The following is a 19480-nucleotide window of genomic DNA, read 5'->3' on the forward strand; positions in this document are numbered from 1 at the left end:
CCGGCAATAAGGATATTGATAGATTTTCTTATTACTTAGAAGGAGTTTCTACATTTTCGACGAACCAAGTACCTGTTTAGAATAATTTTAATAACGAATCTTTACGGCTCTTCGAAACATTTACACTAGAGCCATCACTCATTACCAGGTACCCACCTTCACCTCTTATATACTTACTTACTTCGTTGAGGTTTACAATATGAGAATTATGTACTCGTAGAAAGTATCTGAAGTCCTGTATCTGTTCTTGCATTTCTTTTAAGGTGCGACAGGCAGTGATCTTCAAATTGTGTTTCAGAAAAATGTGGGTGTAATTATTATCTGCTTCACAACGTATTACCTGATCGGCAAGTATTAATTCGAATCCTTCAGAAGTTGGAACAGCAATCTTATTAAAGATTACATCCTTTCCTTGTACCTTCTTCAATAACATTTGGAACTGTTCTGCAAAAGGTAAATGCCGTTGTTCTTTCACTTTCTTTACTGCATTAACAAGCTCGCCAGGTTCAATTGGTTTCATCAGGTAATCTAAAGCGCTAAAACGGATGGCTTTGATGGCATATTGGTCATAACTGGTGGTGAAAATAATGGCGAAGGAAATTTCAGGCAGTTGCTCCAACAATTCAAATCCATTCATAAAGGGCATTTCGATATCCAGGAAAATAAGGTCAGGTTTCCATTTCTCAATTGCTTTAATACCGTTTTCAGCCGACTGACACTTTTCCAGTACCTGTACTTCCGGACAGTATTCTTTGATCATAAAGTCAAGCGCATTAAGACAATGCAATTCATCATCAATCATCACTGCTTTAATCATAAACTTCCGGTATTTTCATGATAACTTCCGTACCTCCAGGCGTACCATCAGGAAGTAATAGGTCAGTAATAGTAATAAAGGTTTCAGCATCTATTTTCTGTTCCAACAGGGCGATACGGTCGGCCGTAATACGCATGCCCATTGATTTATGGGTAGCCGCCGATTTGCTTTTCAGTTCTGCCGCTCTTTTTCTACCAATACCATCATCTGTTACCTTACAGTACAAGAAATCATCTTGTCCGAACAATTCGATATCTAAATAACCTTTACCTTCTTTATGCATTAAACCATGCCAGATGGCATTTTCTGCGTAGGGTTGTATAATCAGTGGCGGCACTTTCACTGCAGAAATATCCAGATCATCATCTACAATAATTTTGAAGTCGAACTTATGATCAAATCTTACCGCTTCCAGTTCAAGGTAGAGCCTTAAAGATTCCAACTCACTTTCTAAAGGAATTAATTCAGCCTGTGAGTTTTGCAAAATCAATCTCACTAGTTTTGAGAATTTGGATAGATATTCTGAAGCTTGTATTTTATTGTTTTGTAGAATAAAGTGATTAATGGAATTAAGTGAATTAAATATGAAGTGTGGATTCATTTGTGCTCTAAGCGCCTGCATTTCAAGCTCTGTAGTTTTGTGCTGTAATTGAGCCAATTGCTTTTCTTTTTGTGCCAATAGTTTCTCTTTTTCAGAATGTTCCAATTGCTGGCGAAACTTCTTATGCATGCGCCATTGTATCGTTACATACAATAAAGTTGATACCAATGCCACTGCTATTATTTTAAACCACCATGTGCCCCACCATGGAGGCGAGATGGCTATGTCAACGCTCTTTTCAGCCCATATACCTTCGCTGTTGGCTGCTTTTACACGAAAAACATACTTTCCTGGCGGTACATTAAAATAGGTGGCCTTTCGGGCTATGCTTGCCTCATTCCAGCTGTTATCATAATTTTCCAGCATAAAGAAGTGCCGATTATCTTCCGGATTGGCGAAATCAATGGCAGCAAAGTTGATTGTAAAGGCATTTTGATTATAATGTAACAAAATATTTTTCGTTTTTAAAAAGGGCTCCCCACTTGGATTATTCTTCTCGTTATGAAAATTCTTGTTACCTAAATTAAAACTTGAAAAAACTAGACTTGGTGGTTTGTTTGCTTTTGTCAACTGATCAGGGAGAAAAGTATAGTAGCCGGAGTAAGTCCCGAAAAATAATTTACCATCACTACTTTTATAACTGGAGCGATAACATAAATCATCCCCATAGATGCCATAGCCTTTACCAAATATCTGTGTTACAATTCGTTGTTGGTTTAATTTAAAAATCCCATATTCCGTAGCAATCCAAAGATTTCTGTGATCATCTTCAACAATGGATCGTATAAAACTGAATCTAGTAAGTGTATTGGAGTCTACATATTGTTCAAAATTCTTTTTTTCTTTACTGTATGTAAATAGGCCTTCGGCGCCTCCGGTCCAAAATGTGCCTTTTGCATCTTCAAAAAGGCTGGTAATGCCCTTTCCGTTTAGGTAGGTCTCATATTTGCCATTTGCTGTATTGAGCTTATGTACATCTCCCACCATCCAGCAACCCACCCATATTTCGCCCTGTTTGTTTTCTAGAACAGATGTAACAATATTCAATCCAAGCGTGCTTGTATCTTCAGGATGAAAAATATACCTTGTAAATAAACCAGTCTTGCGGTCCATCCTGTTTAATCCTTTGGTTGTTCCCACCCATAAATCAGACTTTTTATCTTCATATATCGTCAAAATAAAGTCATTGCTTAAGCTGCTCTTATTTTTAGGATTGTGCCGGTAATGAATAAAACCTTCCTTATTTTCATCCCACAGGTTAAGGCCTTCTTGGGTACCTACCCAAATTTTCCCTTGTTTATCAGCTTTTATGACCTCGATTGAATTATTGGAGATTGAAGCTGGATTGCCCGGTTCGTGAACGAACCACTTTGTTTTGCCATTTCCATGGTAGTTCTGAATCTGTAATCCCTGCTGCGTTCCTGTCCAAAGAGCTCCATCCGGACTCTCATAGAATGAATTGACACAACCTGTTAAAGACTCATTAAATGGTATATTTCGGCGCAGTGGATTAATCCGATAAAGATTACCGAACAAAGTACTGATCCATACCACACCTTCCCTTGAAGTATAAGCCCCCCATACATTTCTGTCAGTAAAAGCTCCTGCAGTATCTTTTGCATTCTCGTAATGCTTTGTTTTTTTCGTTTTAGGATCATAATAATTCAATCCTGATTCTGCTGTCCCTATCCAAATCGCTCCAGTAATATCCTCTGTAATAAAAGTTATATAGTCTAAATATGGTTTCTTTTTAAAAGGAGGTCTGCTTAATTTTTCAGGATGTGCCGGTTCATAAGGGAACCTTTGAAAACTACCCTTTTGCCGATTCATTGTGTGTAAACCATCACCTGAAGTACCCACCCAGAAAATGCCTTTACTATCTTCATAAATAGCTCTCACCTTGTTATTGATAAGGCTGTGTGGATTCTTTGGATCATGTAAGTATCGGGTAAACTTACCCTCCTTTCTATCCATTCGATTGAGCCCTCCTTCATCAACACTTCCTGCATAGACGCTGCCTGTTCCAATCCAAAGCTCGTGCTGTCGGTCTTCATAAATAGCCACTACAGCGTTATTGCTGATACTAGTTGGGTCATTTGGCTGGTTGCGAAAATGGATAAACTTTCCCGATTTAGGGTTGAAACGGTCTAGTCCATCACCTGTTCCTACCCAAAGCGTTCCTTTATGATCTACCAAAACAGCCGGTACCCAATCACTACTAATACTTCCGGAATCATTAGGGTTATATTTATAGTGTTGGAAAATGCCAGTAGTTGGGTCAAATCGTTCTAGCCCTTTACCAAAAGTGGCTATCCAAAAAATGCCTGAAGAATCAATACAAATAGCTTCTAAAGCGTCAGTTGTCAAAGAGTTCGTATCTAAAGGGTTGTTATTGAAAACTTTCATATCATACCCGTCATAACGGAAAAGTCCTTTTTTGGTAGCAAACCACATGTATCCATCCTTATCCTGAACCATACCAGTCACATGCATAAAAACTTTTCCTTGAGGTGGGCGCACTTTATTGAAAAAAATATTCTGCGTCCAGGCAGAGCAAACCCGTATTAGTAGTAAGGCAAGAATAAAGAAAAATAGAGCAAACCTTTTCATTTTACTGCTTGCTTCAAAAAATTAGAAGAAATGTCTTTATCTATATGCTTCTTATTCACATAGGATCTGTATGAACTAAACTATTAGAGATATTTTTTTCTTCCTGGCTGTTGTATCATTCTGATCAATTTTCATGGGTTGAATTATTTACCGTATTGGTGGGCAGATTTATTGGCCGTTTATGCCTGTGTTGTTTTCTGGTTAATTCTATTTTCTTCAGGCTGAAAAGGGGAGAAATTCTTAACCTATTGAAAAAGCCGCTTCGAGTTTTAATTGGTCAAATCGGTAGAATAGAAATGCATGTTTATTTTTAGCTCCCTACTTCAGCAATCATCATTGATAGAGTATAGATAAATATGGGTTCAAATAATAGGCTTCGGATATAGAACATCCTATATAAAGTTACTTATACTTATATCTATAAACTAATTAATATTTTACTCAAAATTAATTCTGGATTGGCTTATTTGTTATCTCTATTGTGTGGTTGTATGTAATAACAAAGTAGATGGCAGGTTTAAATGAGTAGTTGCTTGTTCCTGTATGTCTAAGTGATATCAAGCACTACTATTTATCCCTCTTTTTTCTGCAGTATGAACCATTTTCCTAAGCTTCATTCATTGTTCATATCAATGTATTTTGGTCTTTCTTTGATCATACTCTATAGTACAGCTTCATGCGTGACTTTTGTTACGTTTATATCATAGTTGTTAATTTATTTTTGTATTATGAATTGTAAGCAACACTGGGAACAAGTTTATAAAACTAAGCAACCCAATGAAGTAAGCTGGGCACAAGAAATACCCTATACTTCACTTGAGTTTATTCATAACTTCAATTTACCTAAAACTGCTAGTATAATAGATGTTGGAGGTGGTGATAGCAAGCTTGTAGATCATCTTCTTGCTGAAGGCTTTGAATATATTACAGTGTTGGACATATCAGAGGATGCTTTGAATAGAGCAAAAGAAAGGTTGGGTGAAAAAGCGAGAAAAGTAAAGGGGATAGTTTCGGATGTTAATCAATTTATCCCTAATCAGAAATTTGTCCTTTGGCATGACAGGGCGACCTTTCATTTTCTCACCACTTCCGAGCAAATAAAAAGATACCTATCTACAGCAAAAGAGTTTGTCTCAGGATATTTAACTATAGGCACCTTTTCTGAAAAAGGTCCAGCTAAATGCAGCGGATTGCCTGTTCAAATATACTGCGAAGAGGAATTGAACAACGTCCTGTCAATTGGATTTAAGAAGATCCGCTGTATAAACGAAGACCACATTACACCATTCCATACAAGGCAAAACTTTCTTTTTTGCAGTTTTAAAAGCTACAATTAAAATCCTGCATTTTCTTTGACTGAATAAGTATTTAGTCAGTACAATGCTGCATCCGAAGAAACACGATACATCTATACCGATTTTTATTCTGCAGGGCAGCGACTCAACGGCGCAAATGCATACACAGTAACTTTTCAAAAAGGAGAATTACCTCCTGTAAATGGTTTCTGGTCTCTGACTCTATACAATGAGGAACACCTCTTTTCGCCCAATCCACTGAACCGGTATTCACTGGGCACCAAGAGCAAGCAACTGAAGTTGGGTGCCGATGGATCATTGACGATTTATGTTCAAAGTGTTGCTCCCGGTACAGAAAAAGAATCAAATTGGCTTCCTGCTCCAGGAGGAGCCGACTTCTCAATGTACATAAGGGCCTACTGGCCGCAGCAGCCAATTCTCAACGGTTCGTGGATGCCACCGATGGTAGAGAGACTGAAATAGATGATGTTGATGAATGTAATAACCCGGTGCAATAGATACCGGGTTCTATTAAGATTGAAGAGAAGCCTTGTTTTTTTCAATCTTGCTTTCCGGATTATCCCCTGCAGATGAAGACAGGTTTTTCCCATATTTGTGCAAAGATCCTTTGACCGCCGAAGAAAAAAAGGCGCGTAGATATGTTACTGTGAATATTGATGATTTGTTCGATATGTCTGATCCGACAGGCAGTACCTACAAAGCTGTTACATCAACAAATGGAATCACTCCGTCGAGCCTTGCCAACCTATTCCCGGCTATGATGAAGTTTAATCACAACTTCGATGGCTCATGGCTGGGTGGTAATTTTCAGCAGAAACTGGGTAATATTATGATCATGCGTATGGCTGAAGTCTATTTGATCGCTGCTGAAGCCACCCTTCATTCAAATGGAGATGGAGCCACTGCCGCTCAATATCTGAATGAATTGCGCAGGCGCGCTTGTCGTAATATTGCAGACTTCAATCCTGGTACTGGAATGCAGTTAACTTCAGCAACGATGAACGATGTTTTTGATGAATATGCCCGTGAGCTTTGTGGTGAGTATAGCCGTTGGGCTCTCTTGAAACGTAATAAAGCATTTGAAACTCGATTACAAGCTTACAATAAAACAGCTTTTACAAATTTTGTTGCCGCTAAACACTATAGCCGGCCCATTCCATTCAACTTCTTGAATCAGATCAATAATGCAGATGAATTTGGAACGAATGGTTACTAGCGATTAATTACGAATAATAGTACAGTCCGCATTGCAAGTAGATGCCGGTACATATTAGTTTAGCCGGGGCTGACCAAAAAGGTCAGCCCTTTTCTTTCGGTCTTCCTATTATTCAAATAACTTATACCTGGCAGTTAGACTTCCTCTGATATCCAACTGATCACAACTATTCTAATATTCATTGTTTAAAGGACTCATACCTAGGCTCATTCATTTCCTTTATATAGCTTTTTAAGTATAAACGTGCTTTGAATAAATAGGACTTACAGGTACCAACTGAAATTCCGAGTGCATGGGCTATATCATGGTGTGAATAACCATCAATTACATGCATATTGAAAACTATTCTATAAGAAGGAGGCAGTTTTCTTACCAGTTCTATTAATTCTTTATATACAATTTGCTGATCAGTTGCAAAACTGGTGCTTTCAATTTCCAATTCATATTTACTGAGGCTTTCAGTTTTGAGTAGCATATGTTGTCTGCGTAACTCATCAATCGCAGTATTTACCATGATTTTATTGATCCAACCAATAAACAACTTAAAAGTTTCTCTTTGATCCTTACTTTCAAAGTTTTGAAAGTTTTGAAACAGCTTTACAAATCCATCATTGACAACATCCACTGCTTGATCATAGTGGTAAATATATCGGTATACAATTTTAAGGGCATATTTATAAAATCGCTCATAAAGCATCTTTTGATACTTGTAGTTATTAATTGTACATCCAATAATTATGGCAAGTAATTCTTCCAAATTCTATTGCTGGGTTACAATCATTAATGATTATCTAAGCATTCGTCGATGTTACCATTCGTTGGTTTTTAAGTTTTGTCAATAAATCTCTGCCTAATGAGCTTAGAATTATTATTTTTCTTGATTATTGCAAATTTGTTGCCCATTTTAATATTAGTTTACTCTTCGTATGTGTATGTATGCTGAAGTAATAATTAGTATTTCTTATTGCTACCATTCTCCAGCTTTTACAAGTGACAAGAGTCTGTATTTTAAATTGTTATCAATCATCGGCATGAGTATTAATAATCCAAAGCTCAACCATTCTCAACCCAAATATGTAAGAGAAATGCATTTAACGATCGCTTTTATGGCATAATTTTTAATTCTTTAGTGTAAAACGTATTTTATGAAAAAAGTTTATTTAACACTGTTAGCGGCTTGGTTCACGATGATAAGCTTTGCACAGGAACATAAGGTTGATATTGATATTAATAAGAACGAAGGTGGAGGTGGCTTTTTCATGTCACCAGTAGTTTGGATTGTAGGAGGCGCTATTTTTATTCTTCTTCTGGTCGCTCTTTTACGTGGTAGGAGCAGCGACTAATTTTTTTATAAAATAATAATGCGCTTAAAAGCTTTATGGATCTATCCATAAAGCTTTTATTATTCAGTTACTTTAACCATTATTGATACCAATTGATTGTTTTGCCAATAGTAAAATTGTAAATAGCTCCGTCCTCATTTTTACCAATACTTGCAGAAAGGAAGAACTTCTGATATGGGAAAAGGTAAATACCTGCGCCATAAGCAGTGTGCCATAATTGCGAGGAGGTATGTTTCGTCCACACTCTGCCTATATCACCGAAGCCCAATAGGCCAAAGTCGCCCGATAAAAGAAAGGAGTGGAGTGAAGCTGCTTTATAACGAAGTTCCATGCTGCTGTAAAGAAGTGAGTTACCTGTAAATCGGTAGTTTCTAAATCCCCGCAGGTTATTTTCAGTGCCTAGGCCAAGTGCCTGGTAAAAATCATATTGCTCACTGAAAATATGCCCGCCACCTACTTTTATCAATGTCACCAATCTTGATGTATCAATCAGGGGCGAAGCAAGCAAGATATGTGATTGCAGTCGTGCATAAATTGGACTATTGTTTTTCTGCATATTTCTATAGCAGGTGAATTCGTTTTTCCAGCTTAGGCCTTGTGTGGGGAATAACAGGTTATCCATGTGGTTTACATTCAACAGTACCCTTCCCCCAATATATAGCTTAGTTTCATACATTGAAGAGGAATCCATTCCAATGTAATCTGGAGACTCTGCTAGCCATTTGCTGTTTTCTTTTGAATTGTTCCAGTAGTAGTAGGCACTAGGGCCAAAGGAAAAATTGAACTGGTCAAAGTAGTTTTTTGTAACCAACAGATCTACTGCAGCATAGTTGTACTTAATTCTGTAATAAGAAAATGCTTTGTTCTTGTCCTTCTTAGTTTCATTGCCTATTCCATAAAAGTTTTGAATAGCATTCTTCTGTATTTCACCAGTTGTCAACAAACCCGTTGCAAACCTCCAGCCGTTTAGGATGTTAGATAATTTTATTCCATAGGAGTTTTGTGATGGTGCATAATGGATGGAAACAGAAGTTTCAGAAGCAAAAGGTTCACGACGGAAATCATATGTCTTTTTATTCGCTCCTATGCCAATTTGCAACCCATATTCAGAATTAGCAGCTAGTGAGAATACTGGAAATTGGCCTTTATCTTGATAGGTATAACTATTCAGTTTATATTCATTAATTGTGGGGTGATTGCTCATCCTGTTGCGAGTGCTTCTTCCACGGGACAATATATTAGCCTCCGAAGATCTGTCATAAATAAAGTTTTTGCCTGTACCATTTACTACAAATGTATCCTGTCCTCCTCCACCAACGATGCGTAGGGGAATACTTTTCTGGACCGAACTATCCACCATAAAGTAATCATTTCCATTTAGTCCATATAAACGAATCTCCCTCGTAATGGAAGGATCAAAGCTCCTGTAATAGGTAAGCATTGTAGTATCACCTTTCTTCCGTTCATATACCTTTATCTGTAGAATATGATTCTTCTGAGCAACTTGAAAATAGTCATTTTGATTACTACCTAAGATATTCACCTGCTCTGAAATGGCTCTATAAAGCTCAAGAGCCCTTTCCTTCAAAACATTACGTCGGCTTTTTAGTTTTTCCTCTAAATCCTCACCTCGGATGGCGTAGATTTCCGGAGGTAGTTGCTGTACAGACTTTTCTATAGCCTGGTCTGTCAAATCATTTTGAAACTTATTTATTACTTGCTTCCATTGTTCTTCGTCCAGGGTATTTAAAAAGGTATGGTCAAATTCATCTGCACTAAATCCCAGGCCAACAGCATTAGACAGGTCTTTTGTAAAGCCTCTGAAAAGAGATAAATTTTTTCGTGCTAACATGCGAACCAGCAGCCCATCAGAATTAAAATAAGCGGCATCCCTGTCGTTTGGCACCGGCTCAAATAATTTTCCATTACCTGTATCTTTCCATCCCCAGGTCCATTGTTCCAGGTGTCGGTCAAAATCTCCTGTAAGAATATCCAGGAGTCTTGCTCTTAAAACAGATTGCTGATTTACTACATGATCAGCTTTTTCTGTTATACTATTGAGAATGTCATAGCTTCCTTTAGTGTCTTTATAAGGATAAGGATCTTTTTCTACCAGCATCACCACCTTATTGGCAAATAATGGTCTGTAAAAGCCAAAAGCAGTATCATTAGGCACAAAGAAGTATTGAGGCTGGGCCTCTGTTACACCAGTGTATTGCGCAATTGCTGCATTCACAAGGGCTCCATATGGATGCTGAGCTGACATATAATCTTTAACGAGGCGCTTCGTCAAACCACTTCTTAATGATACCGGTAAAAACTCAACAGGATCTTTATCCACGGTGCGCAACTTGTATCCTCGTCCATTTGCATCTTCTAGGTGAAGCGATTTACTTTGCTTTCCGCCACCTAATTTTTTGATTGTTAATCCCCCGTTTACTTTTCCAATATCAAATAGAGGTAATAGTATGGGAGTTTCCCATTCTTTACGATAGTTTTCACCTATCAATTGTTTTTGCAACTTCGTGGGCTTGCTATATTGTAAACTGGCAGCCACCTTTATATTGTCCTGTACCAGAGGCATCCACTTTGTTGTTGTATCTTTTAGTGCAGGCAGTTTTGAAAAATCATGAATATGCTGTTGGAAGACTAAAGTTGCCTGCTCTCCCTTTATTTCATAGAAGCAGAATTTCGCTTTTTGTTTATTATCAACCTCAATGACAGCAAATCCCTTTGATGGACTCGTAAACAAGGATTCTCTACGCCTGGATACACGGCTGGTCTTACTTGCGCTACCTGATACTATATAAGTGAGTGTTTTATCTTTTAATAGCTGAAGATTTTCTTCATGGCCGCTTATATATACAATATTAGGATGAACAGACAGCGTTTTCTTAAGATCGTTAATCATGCTTTCATATGTTGCATTCATAAGGTCCTGCACATTTGGGAAAGCATTTCGAATTATTGGGTAGATGGATCCTGCTAATGGTAAGGGAAGATATAAACCGGGACTAAGATCCGTTAAGGGAAACAAATGTTGCTTGAGATCATAACTTCCACCATGGATGCCATTGCTCTTCAAAGGATGGTGTGCCGCAATCAAAACTAGTTTGTTGTAATTTTTGCGCAGAATGCTCCCAAGCTCATCATAAACTTGTCTCTTTGATTTGGTCGGACATCCCGATTCAATATCTGGTTTTTGATACTGGTGAAGCCACCATTGAGTATTTAGGACGATTAAAACTACATCGTCGCTCAGTTTGATTTCTTCAGGTCCCGGACAACCATCTTTGGGGAGGAAACTTATATTTTTGCATCCTACATTTTCAATATAAGATTGCATCAAAATAACGGAATCCAAACCCGCTTTGCCACCTCCGCTCCATTCTTTCTCTCCCGGGATAAACACAGCAGATGCATCACTCTTCTTGATCATTGCCGCTATAGCCTTTACCTGATAAATATCATTATCTCCAAGAAAGAGTAGGGCTGTTTTTTGATTCAGAGGCACCTTTTCTCTAATAGCTTTAAAGAGTGCTTGTGGGGGCGGACTTCCATACTGCACCCCTCCGATTAATACGATCCTGTTTATGATTGAATCTTTACTGAACTGAGTAAACGCGATTAAAGATTTTAAACAAATAAAGATAAAGAGCGCAAATCTCATGGGGTTGTATGTTATGGATTAACGTATGGGTACGATCAATAGTTTATGCCCTCTTAATTGATCATGTAGAGGTATGGATATTCATAATAAAGCAAAATCTCTACCATTTTTCGAATCCATCAAATTCCGGCAGTTGGCATGTCATTCCTCAACTCGCCAAGAGTAATTTTTTTGACTAGGAGTATAAGAATAATAATATAGAATGAAATATAAAATCGATCAGAGATTTCAGGAAATAATATAAATCGCAAAAACAAAATAACAGGAATAAATAAGGCAAACAACTTTTCAAACGAAAGCTCTTTAACGGGAAAAGGGTTATTTATGTAAAATAAAAGTAATGCCATAAACACAGTTAAGAGGGAATAGTTAATTCCCCCCATTGCCTGCTCGTACATCAGTCTTATATAGCTTTTAAAAGAAGAATGAGCGCCCGAACTAAATGATGGATGAAGCCTGTCAGCGAAATTATTATAGAAGAAAATGCTCCACCCATAATGCTTTGCAAGTAATCCAATAAAAAGATAACAAATAATAAAACCTCCGGAATAAAGTAAAAAATCCCGGGTTAAGACTCTTTTATTCCATTTTTTACTAAAAAAAATAATACCCCAAATTATGATGCAGGTAACTATATTATCCAACCGTGCAAAAACAGATAACAACATTAGGATATAGGCTGACTTTAGATCAGGCTTTTCAATAATAAAATAAAAGGAGGTCAACAATAAAAAGGTGGACAAGCAGTCAGGGGTGGCACATTTGGCTATAGAAATCACCGGTGATGATATCATTATTAATAAAGCAATACCAAATGCAGTGGGCATACTTAAATAAATGCTCAACCAATGAAAGAGCAAAAATGCGATAAGCAGGTAAGAAATGAAAGAAGGGAGCAAGGTAGCTTGTGGTAAACCGACTCCTGCCTTATAAAACAAATAGGATATTCCAATATAGAGAGGCTTTACAACATAAAATGGCAGTTGCTCAGTAAAACTCACGGGATCATTGAACATAGTGCGCCTGTATAAATGTGAATTATCTGTTAGATTGCGGTAATGTTTATCAGGGATGCTTTCTTTCGCAAGCTTATAAGTAAGAAGATGTGCTTCCTTTGCATTATAGTGATCCAAATTGAGAATTAAAGCAGTGTAAGGCAACATATCCCAATTATAGAGAGGTCTCTTAAAGCAATAAATTCCTGCAAGAAGAATGCATAGAAAATAAATTAACCAGTAGGCTCTTTGTTTGATAAACATTATTATCCGGGCTTTTCTTTAAATTTATTGGAAGAAAATAATTTTTAAAAGAACAATAGAAGAATTTCTCAGTTAAGAAGGCTCCTCCCTGCCCAGGAATTTAACTCTACAGTCCCCTCTTAAACAACAATGACGCACCTTTAGGTATTGCATCCATTGGCCCAGCCGTAATAGCTCATGAAGGATCAACATTGGTAGTTGTATTCAACGCGCTTAGGCTTCTTGCTTACAAAAAATAATCTAAGATTGGACAAACAAAATAGTAAATTGAAAATTAAACTACTACTAAAATATTACTCGCAGCCTCATTGCTAAGGGTAATTGAACTTTTCTTATGCAACACTTTCATTGATCCGTCAAACGCCTCTACCTCTAATACCTCAAGCTTGTCTCCAATTGAAATGCCTGCTTTGTCAAGGTATTTCAAAAATTCATTTGATGAATTGGCTAAACTGGCCACTGTAACCTTCTTTTTTATGGGCGCATCACTCAAAGGTTGTGTCTTGATCTTCTTAAGTTTTCCATGTTCATCCGGTATCGGGTCTCCATGCGGGTCAACTGATGGGAATCCTAAAAATGCTTCCAGGCGTTGAATCAGGTCATCTGACTCTATATGTTCCAGCTGTTCTGCCAAATCATGTACTTCATTCCACTTATAGTTGAGCTTATCTACTAAAAACACTTCCCAAAGTCTGTGCTTTCTAATGATCTGCAGCGCTTTTTTTCTTCCCTTATCCGTTAATTGGATGGTTTTGTCAGCTAGTAATTCAACCAGTTGTCTTTCTGCCATCTTTCTTACCATTTCCAATACAGTGGCTGGGTTAAGTTCTAATGCCTTAGAAAGAGCAATATTGTTGACTTTCTTGACCTTCCCATTTTCCAACTTATATAAAGTCTTTAAATAGTTCTCTTCCGAATGGTGTGTAAAATGCTGCATATATTCAAAAGTACATGGTTTGACTTAGTTCATAAAATTTGGGATGCCAAATAAAATAATTTTGGATATTCAAACATTTTCTACCTTTGAAGCAAATCCCCGATACATGCGGAAGAAACTTTTAGTTCTAACAGGCATAGCGGCATCTATGCTTCTTTATCTTTCTTGTAATAAGGTTTTCCCCGATGCGCCTTCTGATGATCAAATACTGGATGGACCCATAGAAGGCCTCACCCCAGACCAGACAAGAATTTTCTTACAAGGTGATGTCGCTTTTAATGATGAGATATTTACAACAGAGAAAGGTTTAGGGCCTCTTTTTGTTGCTAATTCCTGCGGCTCCTGCCATGCCGGCGATGGTAAAGGTCATCCATTTACTACCCTGACAAGGTTTGGTCAAACCGATACTATAAGTAACCAATTTCTTCATTCTGGTGGTCCTCAACTACAAAACAGGGCTATTGTAGGCTTTCAGCCAGAGCAAATACCAGCCGGTGCTACTTTTTCAAAGTTCACCCCTCCTGCAAACACTGGCCTCGGATTACTGGAAGCTGTTTCCGATGCTACACTGTTAGCACTTTCAGATCCCAATGATGCAAACGGAGATGGTATTTCGGGCCGGCCTAACTGGATCAGCACCCCACAATACTCATTAATCCGTACTGGTGCCGCCATAAAAAATGGTAAATATATCGGCCGCTTTGGCAAAAAAGCAGCCGTGTACGACCTCATGCAACAAACAGTAAATGCCTACAACCAGGACATGGGGATTAACTCCACTTATGAACATTATGACACTTATAACGGCCATGAAGTAAATCCTGAGGTTTCCAATCAAACGGTACTTGCAGTTATATTTTATTTGCAAACCTTAAAAGCTCCCATTCAGCGAAATATCAATGACCAGGATGTACAGGCCGGCAAGCAATTGTTTATCAATAACGGATGTGCATCCTGTCATACACCGCAAATGCAAACAGGACATTCAAATATTGCAGCCTTGTCCAATAAAACATTCTTTCCGTTTACAGATCTGTTGCTGCACGACATGGGCGTAGGCCTTGATGATGGCTATACTGAAGGCACCGCACTTACTTCCGAATGGCGCACACCTCCATTATGGGGCTTAGGCTTATCTAAAAACTCCCAGGGTGGTCAATATTTCCTGATGCACGATGGTCGGGCAAAAAGCATAGAGGAAGCTATTCTGATGCATGGCGGTGAAGGAGGTCAAAGCAAATCAAATTTTCAAAATCTCTCCCAGGTAGAAAAAGCCAGGTTGATCAAATTCTTAGAATCATTATAATTGTTATTCGCAGATGAACAGAAGAGATTTCCTCTTGAACAGTTGTGCAGCCTGTTTAGGTGCTGCAGCTTCAGCATCAATTTTTAGTTCTTGTACCTCAACACGATACATTTCAGGCACAATAGTCAAAGACGGTCTTACACTTAGCAAAGATGAATTTAAACTGGACCAGAAGGGCAATATTGCATACCGTTCATTTGTCATTGTACGCAATGAAACGCTCCAGTATCCTATTTGCATTTATCGCTTTAGCGAACAGGAATATACTGCACTGTGGATGCGCTGCACCCATCAAGGCACAGAATTGCAAGCTTCTGGCGATGTATTGCAATGCCCTGCTCATGGCAGTGAGTTTAACAACAGGGGAAAAGTAACCAATGGTCCCGCAGATAGGGATCTAAGAATATTTCCCGTAACGGTAAACAACAAAGAACTATTTATTGATCTAAGAAAACAATCATGAAACCAAGTTGCCTATTTACTCTTTTTACCCTTCTTTGCATAACTGCCTCTGCGCAAATTGATCAAGAATTGCTCAGAAAACCTACTGAAGATACATCAGGTCTTCAACTAAACATGGACGCAGTGTACAACCGACCCTTCAGGCAGGCAGGCAAACTTCCCGTTGCGTTGGGTGGCTACGTAGAAGCCAATTATCAGTATTTACGGGAAAATGGTATCTCGGAAGGACACCAGTTCCAAATGCGCAGGCTGACACTCTTTACCTCTTCTTCCATTGCCAAGCGCATCAAGTTCCTTTCTGAAATTGAGTTTGAAGACGGCACCAAAGAAATTAATATTGAGTTCGCCTCCGTCGATTTTGAATTTGCTCCACTTTTAAATTTCAGAGGTGGTGTAGTAATGAATCCTATAGGAGCTTTCAATCAAAACCATGATGGTCCTAAATGGGAGTTTGTAGATAGACCAATTTCAGCAACCCAAATGCTGCCGGCAACCTGGAGCAATGTAGGCTTTGGCTTATTTGGAAAAAAATACAGCAACAACTGGGTATATGCATATGAGACTTATCTCACCAATGGCTTTGATGAAAGTATTATTGCCAACGAAGAGAACAAAACTTTTTTACCTGCAGCCAAAGAAAATAAAGACCGGTTCGAAGAAAGCTCCAATGGAAGTCCTTTGTTCACTGGAAAAGTAGCCATGCGTAATAAGAAAATTGGGGAAATAGGATTGTCCTACATGGGCGGTGTTTATAACAAGTATAAAGAAGATGGCTTAGTGCTGGATAAAAAGAGAAGACTAAATGTATACGCCATAGATTTTAATACAACGCTGCCAAAGGTTAAAACCTATATCAATGGAGAATGGGCCTGGATCAATGTAGATATTCCTGAAAACTATACAGAACAGTTTGGGAGGAATCAACAGGGAGGTTTTATAGACTTTGTACAACCAATCATTAAAAAGCCCATGCTGGGTTATGAAAACGCAGTCCTCAATGCTGCTGTTCGTTTCGAGTATGTAGACTGGAACAATGACCATTTTAAATCTACAGGAGGCAAGATTTCAGACCACGTCTTTTCTGTTGTTCCAGCCATAAGCTGGCGTCCAATCCCACAAACTGTCATTCGCTTTAACTATCGCTACAACTGGCAAACAGACCTGTTAGGCAACCCACCTTCAAAGCTGGCCGGTGTACAGGTGGGCATATCAACCTATTTTTAAGGAAATAACGTAAGCCGGTATATTAAAGTTGCTTTATTTTTGCGCCGTGAAAAAAGCAGCAGCATTCATATTATTACTGATCATTTTTATCAGCGCATTTACGCCCTGCCGCCTTTTAGATGATTGTGCTGACGATCAGGTTGCTGCCAGTCATCACCATGAGGAAAAGAAAGACTGTAATTGTTCTCCCTTCTTTACTTGTTCATCCTGTTTGGGTTTTGTCTGTATATCAAAGCCAGTTTCTCTTCCGGCTTTGATTCCTGAAATAACCATACATTACGAAAAAAAGATCAATATTATTTTATCTTCCTATACTTCTAAGCTCTTGCACCCTCCCCAAGCGGCATAATTATTATTGAGATTTTCTTTTGTTTTATTTTTTAACCTTTTCATTAAAACATGAAGTTTATACTATCAGTTTGCCTAATAGCATTGTCTGCTATTAGTGCCCATGCACAACATAAATTAAAGCTATCCATAAAAAACGCCGAAGCCAAAGAACCCCTTGCAGGAGCTACTGCAACCATCAAATCACTCAATAGAACAGCAATAGCAGACAGTTCAGGCCTGGTATCATTCGATAATCTGAAGGCAGGTAACTATTCTATTGAAATATCTTATGTAGGTCATGAAGAGCAGGAAATTGATATAACTGTGCCGCAACCTTCAAACCAGCCCTTTGAAGTATTCCTCGAAGAAGGAGAGGAGCATGAGGAAGATGTTGTGGTAATGGCAACAAGAACAAGCAGGTCAATCAGGGATATTCCAACCAGGGTAGAAACCATTTCTGGTGAGGAACTGACAGAAAAAGGAAATATGAAACCTGGTGACATACGTATGCTTCTGAATGAAAGTACGGGCATACAAACCCAGCAAACCTCTGCCACTTCCTATAATTCAAGCATAAGAATACAAGGCTTAGACGGCCGCTACACACAAATTTTGCGTGATGGCTTTCCTCTTTATTCAGGTTTCGCCGGTGGGCTTAGTATCATGCAGATAGTACCTTTGGACCTGAAGCAGGTTGAGGTAATCAAAGGTTCTTCCTCTACTTTATACGGAGGTGGCGCAATAGCAGGGCTCGTTAACCTCGTATCAAAAACACCTACCGCCAAAAGAGAAATCAGCTTTATGGCAAATGCCACTTCAGCAAAGGGTTTGGACCTAAGTGGCTTCTATAGCCAGCGCTTTAACAAAGTAGGAGTCACTGTATTCGGGTCAAGAAACACCGGCAGCCCTTATGATCCTGCCGATATCGGACTTACTGCCATCCCCAAATTTGAACGCTACACCATCAATCCACGGCTGTTCATTTATGGTGAAAAGACGAACGCCAACATTGGCTTTAGTTACATAACCGAAGATCGAATTGGCGGCAGCATGGATTATATTAAGAATGGTTCACAAGGTTATTTTGAAGAAAATAATACAGACCGTTTTACTACCCAGTTCGATATTAATCATAAGTTGGATAAACATTCAAGCCTCAACTTTAAAAACAGTTATAGCCGTTTCGATAGGCTTATTCAGATCCCGGATTATGCTTTCAAGGGTTTGCAGCAATCCACCTTTTCAGAGCTAACCTATAACCTGAAAGGTGAAAATACCCAATGGGTAGCAGGCGCAAATTTGCTAACAGACGATTTTGCAGAGGATAAAATAGCCACCAGCAATCTGCGGGATTATCATTACAATACATTTGGAGGCTTTATTCAAAACACCTGGTCCCCTGTTAGCATCTTTACGCTGGAAACTGGTTTGCGAGGTGATTACGTAGAACAATATGGTTTTGAGTTATTGCCAAGGATCTCAGCTCTGTTTAAAATAAGCCCAAAACTTACTTCACGTATTGGTGGCGGATTTGGTTATAAAACGCCAACAGTTTTTAATGAAGAATCAGAGAAAATACAGTTTCAGAACATTCTACCCATCGATCAGGATCTAACACGAAATGAACGCTCTGTCGGTGGCAGTTTTGACGTTAATTACCGGGCTAAATTAGGTGAAGCAGGTATTGCAATAAATCAATTGTTTTTTTACACCAGGTTAAATAAACCCTTAATTCTGACAAGTACTTCATCAGGCGATTTGGCTTTTGTCAATGCCAATGGCTATATAGATACAAAAGGCCTGGAAACAAATCTGCGTGTAACTTATAACGACTTCAAGCTATTCATTGGCTATACCTATGCTGATGTGGCCAGTCATTTTGATGGAGAAGAAAGCTGGTTCCCGCTTACCGCACGCCACCGTTTAAATAATGTCCTGATGTATGAAAAGGAAGAGAAACTAAAGATAGGCCTTGAAGCCTATTACTTTAGTCCCCAAAAACTATCAGATGGCAGTATAGGGAAACCCTATTGGACTGCAGGTTTCATGGCTGAAAAAATGTGGGAGCATTTCTCAGTATTTGTAAACTTTGAAAACTTTACAGACACCAGGCAAACCAAGTTTGACACCATATATACCGGTTCTATCAATGATCCGGTGTTTAGAGATATCTATGCCCCTGTAGATGGTTTTGTAATCAATGGTGGTATCAAAATAAAACTATAAACAAAAAGCCTGGAGCGCTTAACAGCTTTAGGCTTTAAGATCTGCCCTGAAATTCTGAACTGGTAATTTCTTACTCTATTTTACCAGATGCGACCTTTAGATTAGCGGTTAGAAGTTAAGAAGTTCTTTGAAGATAATGTTTAGATGATAAATTTAGTGGAAG

14 protein-coding genes are annotated in these 19480 nt (G+C 38.5%); 9 read left to right on the forward strand and 5 right to left on the reverse strand.

All coding sequences use genetic code 11. The annotated features are described in order from the left end of the window. Window positions 1–76 precede the first annotated feature (76 nt). Both OCK74_RS15350 and OCK74_RS15355 read right to left on the reverse strand, forming a co-directional pair. Window positions 77–817, reverse strand: coding sequence for a LytR/AlgR family response regulator transcription factor (locus OCK74_RS15350; RefSeq protein ID WP_279297936.1), 741 nt, complete (start codon window positions 815–817; stop codon window positions 77–79). Continuing rightward, window positions 810–4028, reverse strand: a complete 3219-nt coding sequence (locus OCK74_RS15355) for a sensor histidine kinase (RefSeq protein ID WP_279297937.1) — start codon at window positions 4026–4028, stop codon at window positions 810–812. The genes OCK74_RS15350 and OCK74_RS15355 overlap by 8 nt, the downstream gene beginning before the upstream one ends. Window positions 4029–4756: 728 nt before the next feature. On the opposite strand from OCK74_RS15355, the gene OCK74_RS15360 reads away from it, so the two are divergent. The 3 genes from OCK74_RS15360 to OCK74_RS15365 all read left to right on the forward strand — a co-directional run bounded on the left by OCK74_RS15360 (window position 4757) and on the right by OCK74_RS15365 (window position 6560). Further along, a complete protein-coding gene (locus tag OCK74_RS15360; protein WP_279297938.1) occupies window positions 4757–5365 on the forward strand; it encodes a class I SAM-dependent methyltransferase in 609 nt (202 codons plus the stop codon). Between the two features lie 69 nt (window positions 5366–5434). Next, window positions 5435–5806 carry a DUF1214 domain-containing protein gene (locus OCK74_RS28000; RefSeq protein ID WP_423803167.1) on the forward strand — a complete coding sequence of 124 codons (372 nt, stop codon included), beginning with the start codon at window positions 5435–5437 and terminating at the stop codon, window positions 5804–5806. 67 nt (window positions 5807–5873) lie between these two features. After that, the gene (locus OCK74_RS15365; protein ID WP_279297939.1) at window positions 5874–6560 is read left to right on the forward strand and encodes a RagB/SusD family nutrient uptake outer membrane protein; all 687 of its coding nucleotides are present in this window, start codon (window positions 5874–5876) and stop codon (window positions 6558–6560) included. Between the two features lie 178 nt (window positions 6561–6738). On the opposite strand, the gene OCK74_RS15370 is transcribed toward OCK74_RS15365, so the two are convergent. Next, window positions 6739–7317 carry an RNA polymerase sigma factor gene (locus OCK74_RS15370; RefSeq protein ID WP_279297940.1) on the reverse strand — a complete coding sequence of 193 codons (579 nt, stop codon included), beginning with the start codon at window positions 7315–7317 and terminating at the stop codon, window positions 6739–6741. A gap of 388 nt (window positions 7318–7705) precedes the next feature. On the opposite strand from OCK74_RS15370, the gene OCK74_RS15375 reads away from it, so the two are divergent. After that, complete coding sequence (locus OCK74_RS15375) at window positions 7706–7903, forward strand: hypothetical protein (protein ID WP_279297941.1); 198 nt, start codon at window positions 7706–7708, stop codon at window positions 7901–7903. Between the two features lie 79 nt (window positions 7904–7982). On the opposite strand, the gene OCK74_RS15380 is transcribed toward OCK74_RS15375, so the two are convergent. Both OCK74_RS15380 and OCK74_RS15385 read right to left on the reverse strand, forming a co-directional pair. Next, window positions 7983–11573 (reverse strand): bifunctional metallophosphoesterase/BamA family protein, encoded by a 3591-nt coding sequence (locus OCK74_RS15380; protein ID WP_279297942.1) that lies wholly within the window; start codon window positions 11571–11573, stop codon window positions 7983–7985. A 1533-nt stretch (window positions 11574–13106) separates the two neighbouring features. Next, a complete protein-coding gene (locus tag OCK74_RS15385; RefSeq protein WP_279297943.1) occupies window positions 13107–13769 on the reverse strand; it encodes a metal-dependent transcriptional regulator in 663 nt (220 codons plus the stop codon). A gap of 106 nt (window positions 13770–13875) precedes the next feature. On the opposite strand from OCK74_RS15385, the gene OCK74_RS15390 reads away from it, so the two are divergent. Genes OCK74_RS15390 through OCK74_RS15410 form a run of 5 tightly spaced genes read left to right on the forward strand, consistent with a single transcriptional unit; the run spans window position 13876 to window position 19317 of the window. Next, window positions 13876–15075 carry a di-heme oxidoredictase family protein gene (locus OCK74_RS15390; RefSeq protein WP_279297944.1) on the forward strand — a complete coding sequence of 400 codons (1200 nt, stop codon included), beginning with the start codon at window positions 13876–13878 and terminating at the stop codon, window positions 15073–15075. Between the two features lie 13 nt (window positions 15076–15088). Beyond that, window positions 15089–15538 (forward strand): QcrA and Rieske domain-containing protein, encoded by a 450-nt coding sequence (locus tag OCK74_RS15395; RefSeq protein ID WP_279297945.1) that lies wholly within the window; start codon window positions 15089–15091, stop codon window positions 15536–15538. Beyond that, entirely contained in the window at window positions 15535–16761 is a 1227-nt protein-coding gene (locus OCK74_RS15400; protein WP_279297946.1) for a hypothetical protein, read from the forward strand. The genes OCK74_RS15395 and OCK74_RS15400 overlap by 4 nt, the downstream gene beginning before the upstream one ends. 46 nt (window positions 16762–16807) lie before the next feature. Next, on the forward strand, window positions 16808–17110 hold the full coding sequence (locus OCK74_RS15405; protein ID WP_279297947.1) for a hypothetical protein: 303 nt from the start codon (window positions 16808–16810) through the stop codon (window positions 17108–17110). A gap of 50 nt (window positions 17111–17160) precedes the next feature. Beyond that, window positions 17161–19317 (forward strand): TonB-dependent receptor, encoded by a 2157-nt coding sequence (locus OCK74_RS15410; protein WP_279297948.1) that lies wholly within the window; start codon window positions 17161–17163, stop codon window positions 19315–19317. Window positions 19318–19480 lie beyond the last annotated feature (163 nt).

Source organism: Paraflavisolibacter caeni, from assembly GCF_025628885.1.
GTDB lineage: Bacteria > Bacteroidota > Bacteroidia > Chitinophagales > Chitinophagaceae > Flavisolibacter > Flavisolibacter caeni.

Excerpts from the sequence above, each read along its gene's own strand:
- OCK74_RS15395 (WP_279297945.1), top strand. The coding sequence starts at position 15,089 with ATGAACAGAAGAGATTTCCTCTTGAACAGTTGTGCAGCCTGTTTAGGT.
- OCK74_RS15350 (WP_279297936.1), bottom strand. The coding sequence starts at position 817 with ATGATTAAAGCAGTGATGATTGATGATGAATTGCATTGTCTTAATGCG.
- OCK74_RS15380 (WP_279297942.1), bottom strand. The coding sequence starts at position 11,573 with ATGAGATTTGCGCTCTTTATCTTTATTTGTTTAAAATCTTTAATCGCG.
- OCK74_RS15390 (WP_279297944.1), top strand. The coding sequence starts at position 13,876 with ATGCGGAAGAAACTTTTAGTTCTAACAGGCATAGCGGCATCTATGCTT.
- OCK74_RS15400 (WP_279297946.1), top strand. The coding sequence starts at position 15,535 with ATGAAACCAAGTTGCCTATTTACTCTTTTTACCCTTCTTTGCATAACT.
- OCK74_RS15410 (WP_279297948.1), top strand. The coding sequence starts at position 17,161 with ATGAAGTTTATACTATCAGTTTGCCTAATAGCATTGTCTGCTATTAGT.
- OCK74_RS15360 (WP_279297938.1), top strand. The coding sequence starts at position 4,757 with ATGAATTGTAAGCAACACTGGGAACAAGTTTATAAAACTAAGCAACCC.
- OCK74_RS15385 (WP_279297943.1), bottom strand. The coding sequence starts at position 13,769 with ATGCAGCATTTTACACACCATTCGGAAGAGAACTATTTAAAGACTTTA.
- OCK74_RS15355 (WP_279297937.1), bottom strand. The coding sequence starts at position 4,028 with ATGAAAAGGTTTGCTCTATTTTTCTTTATTCTTGCCTTACTACTAATA.
- OCK74_RS15375 (WP_279297941.1), top strand. The coding sequence starts at position 7,706 with ATGAAAAAAGTTTATTTAACACTGTTAGCGGCTTGGTTCACGATGATA.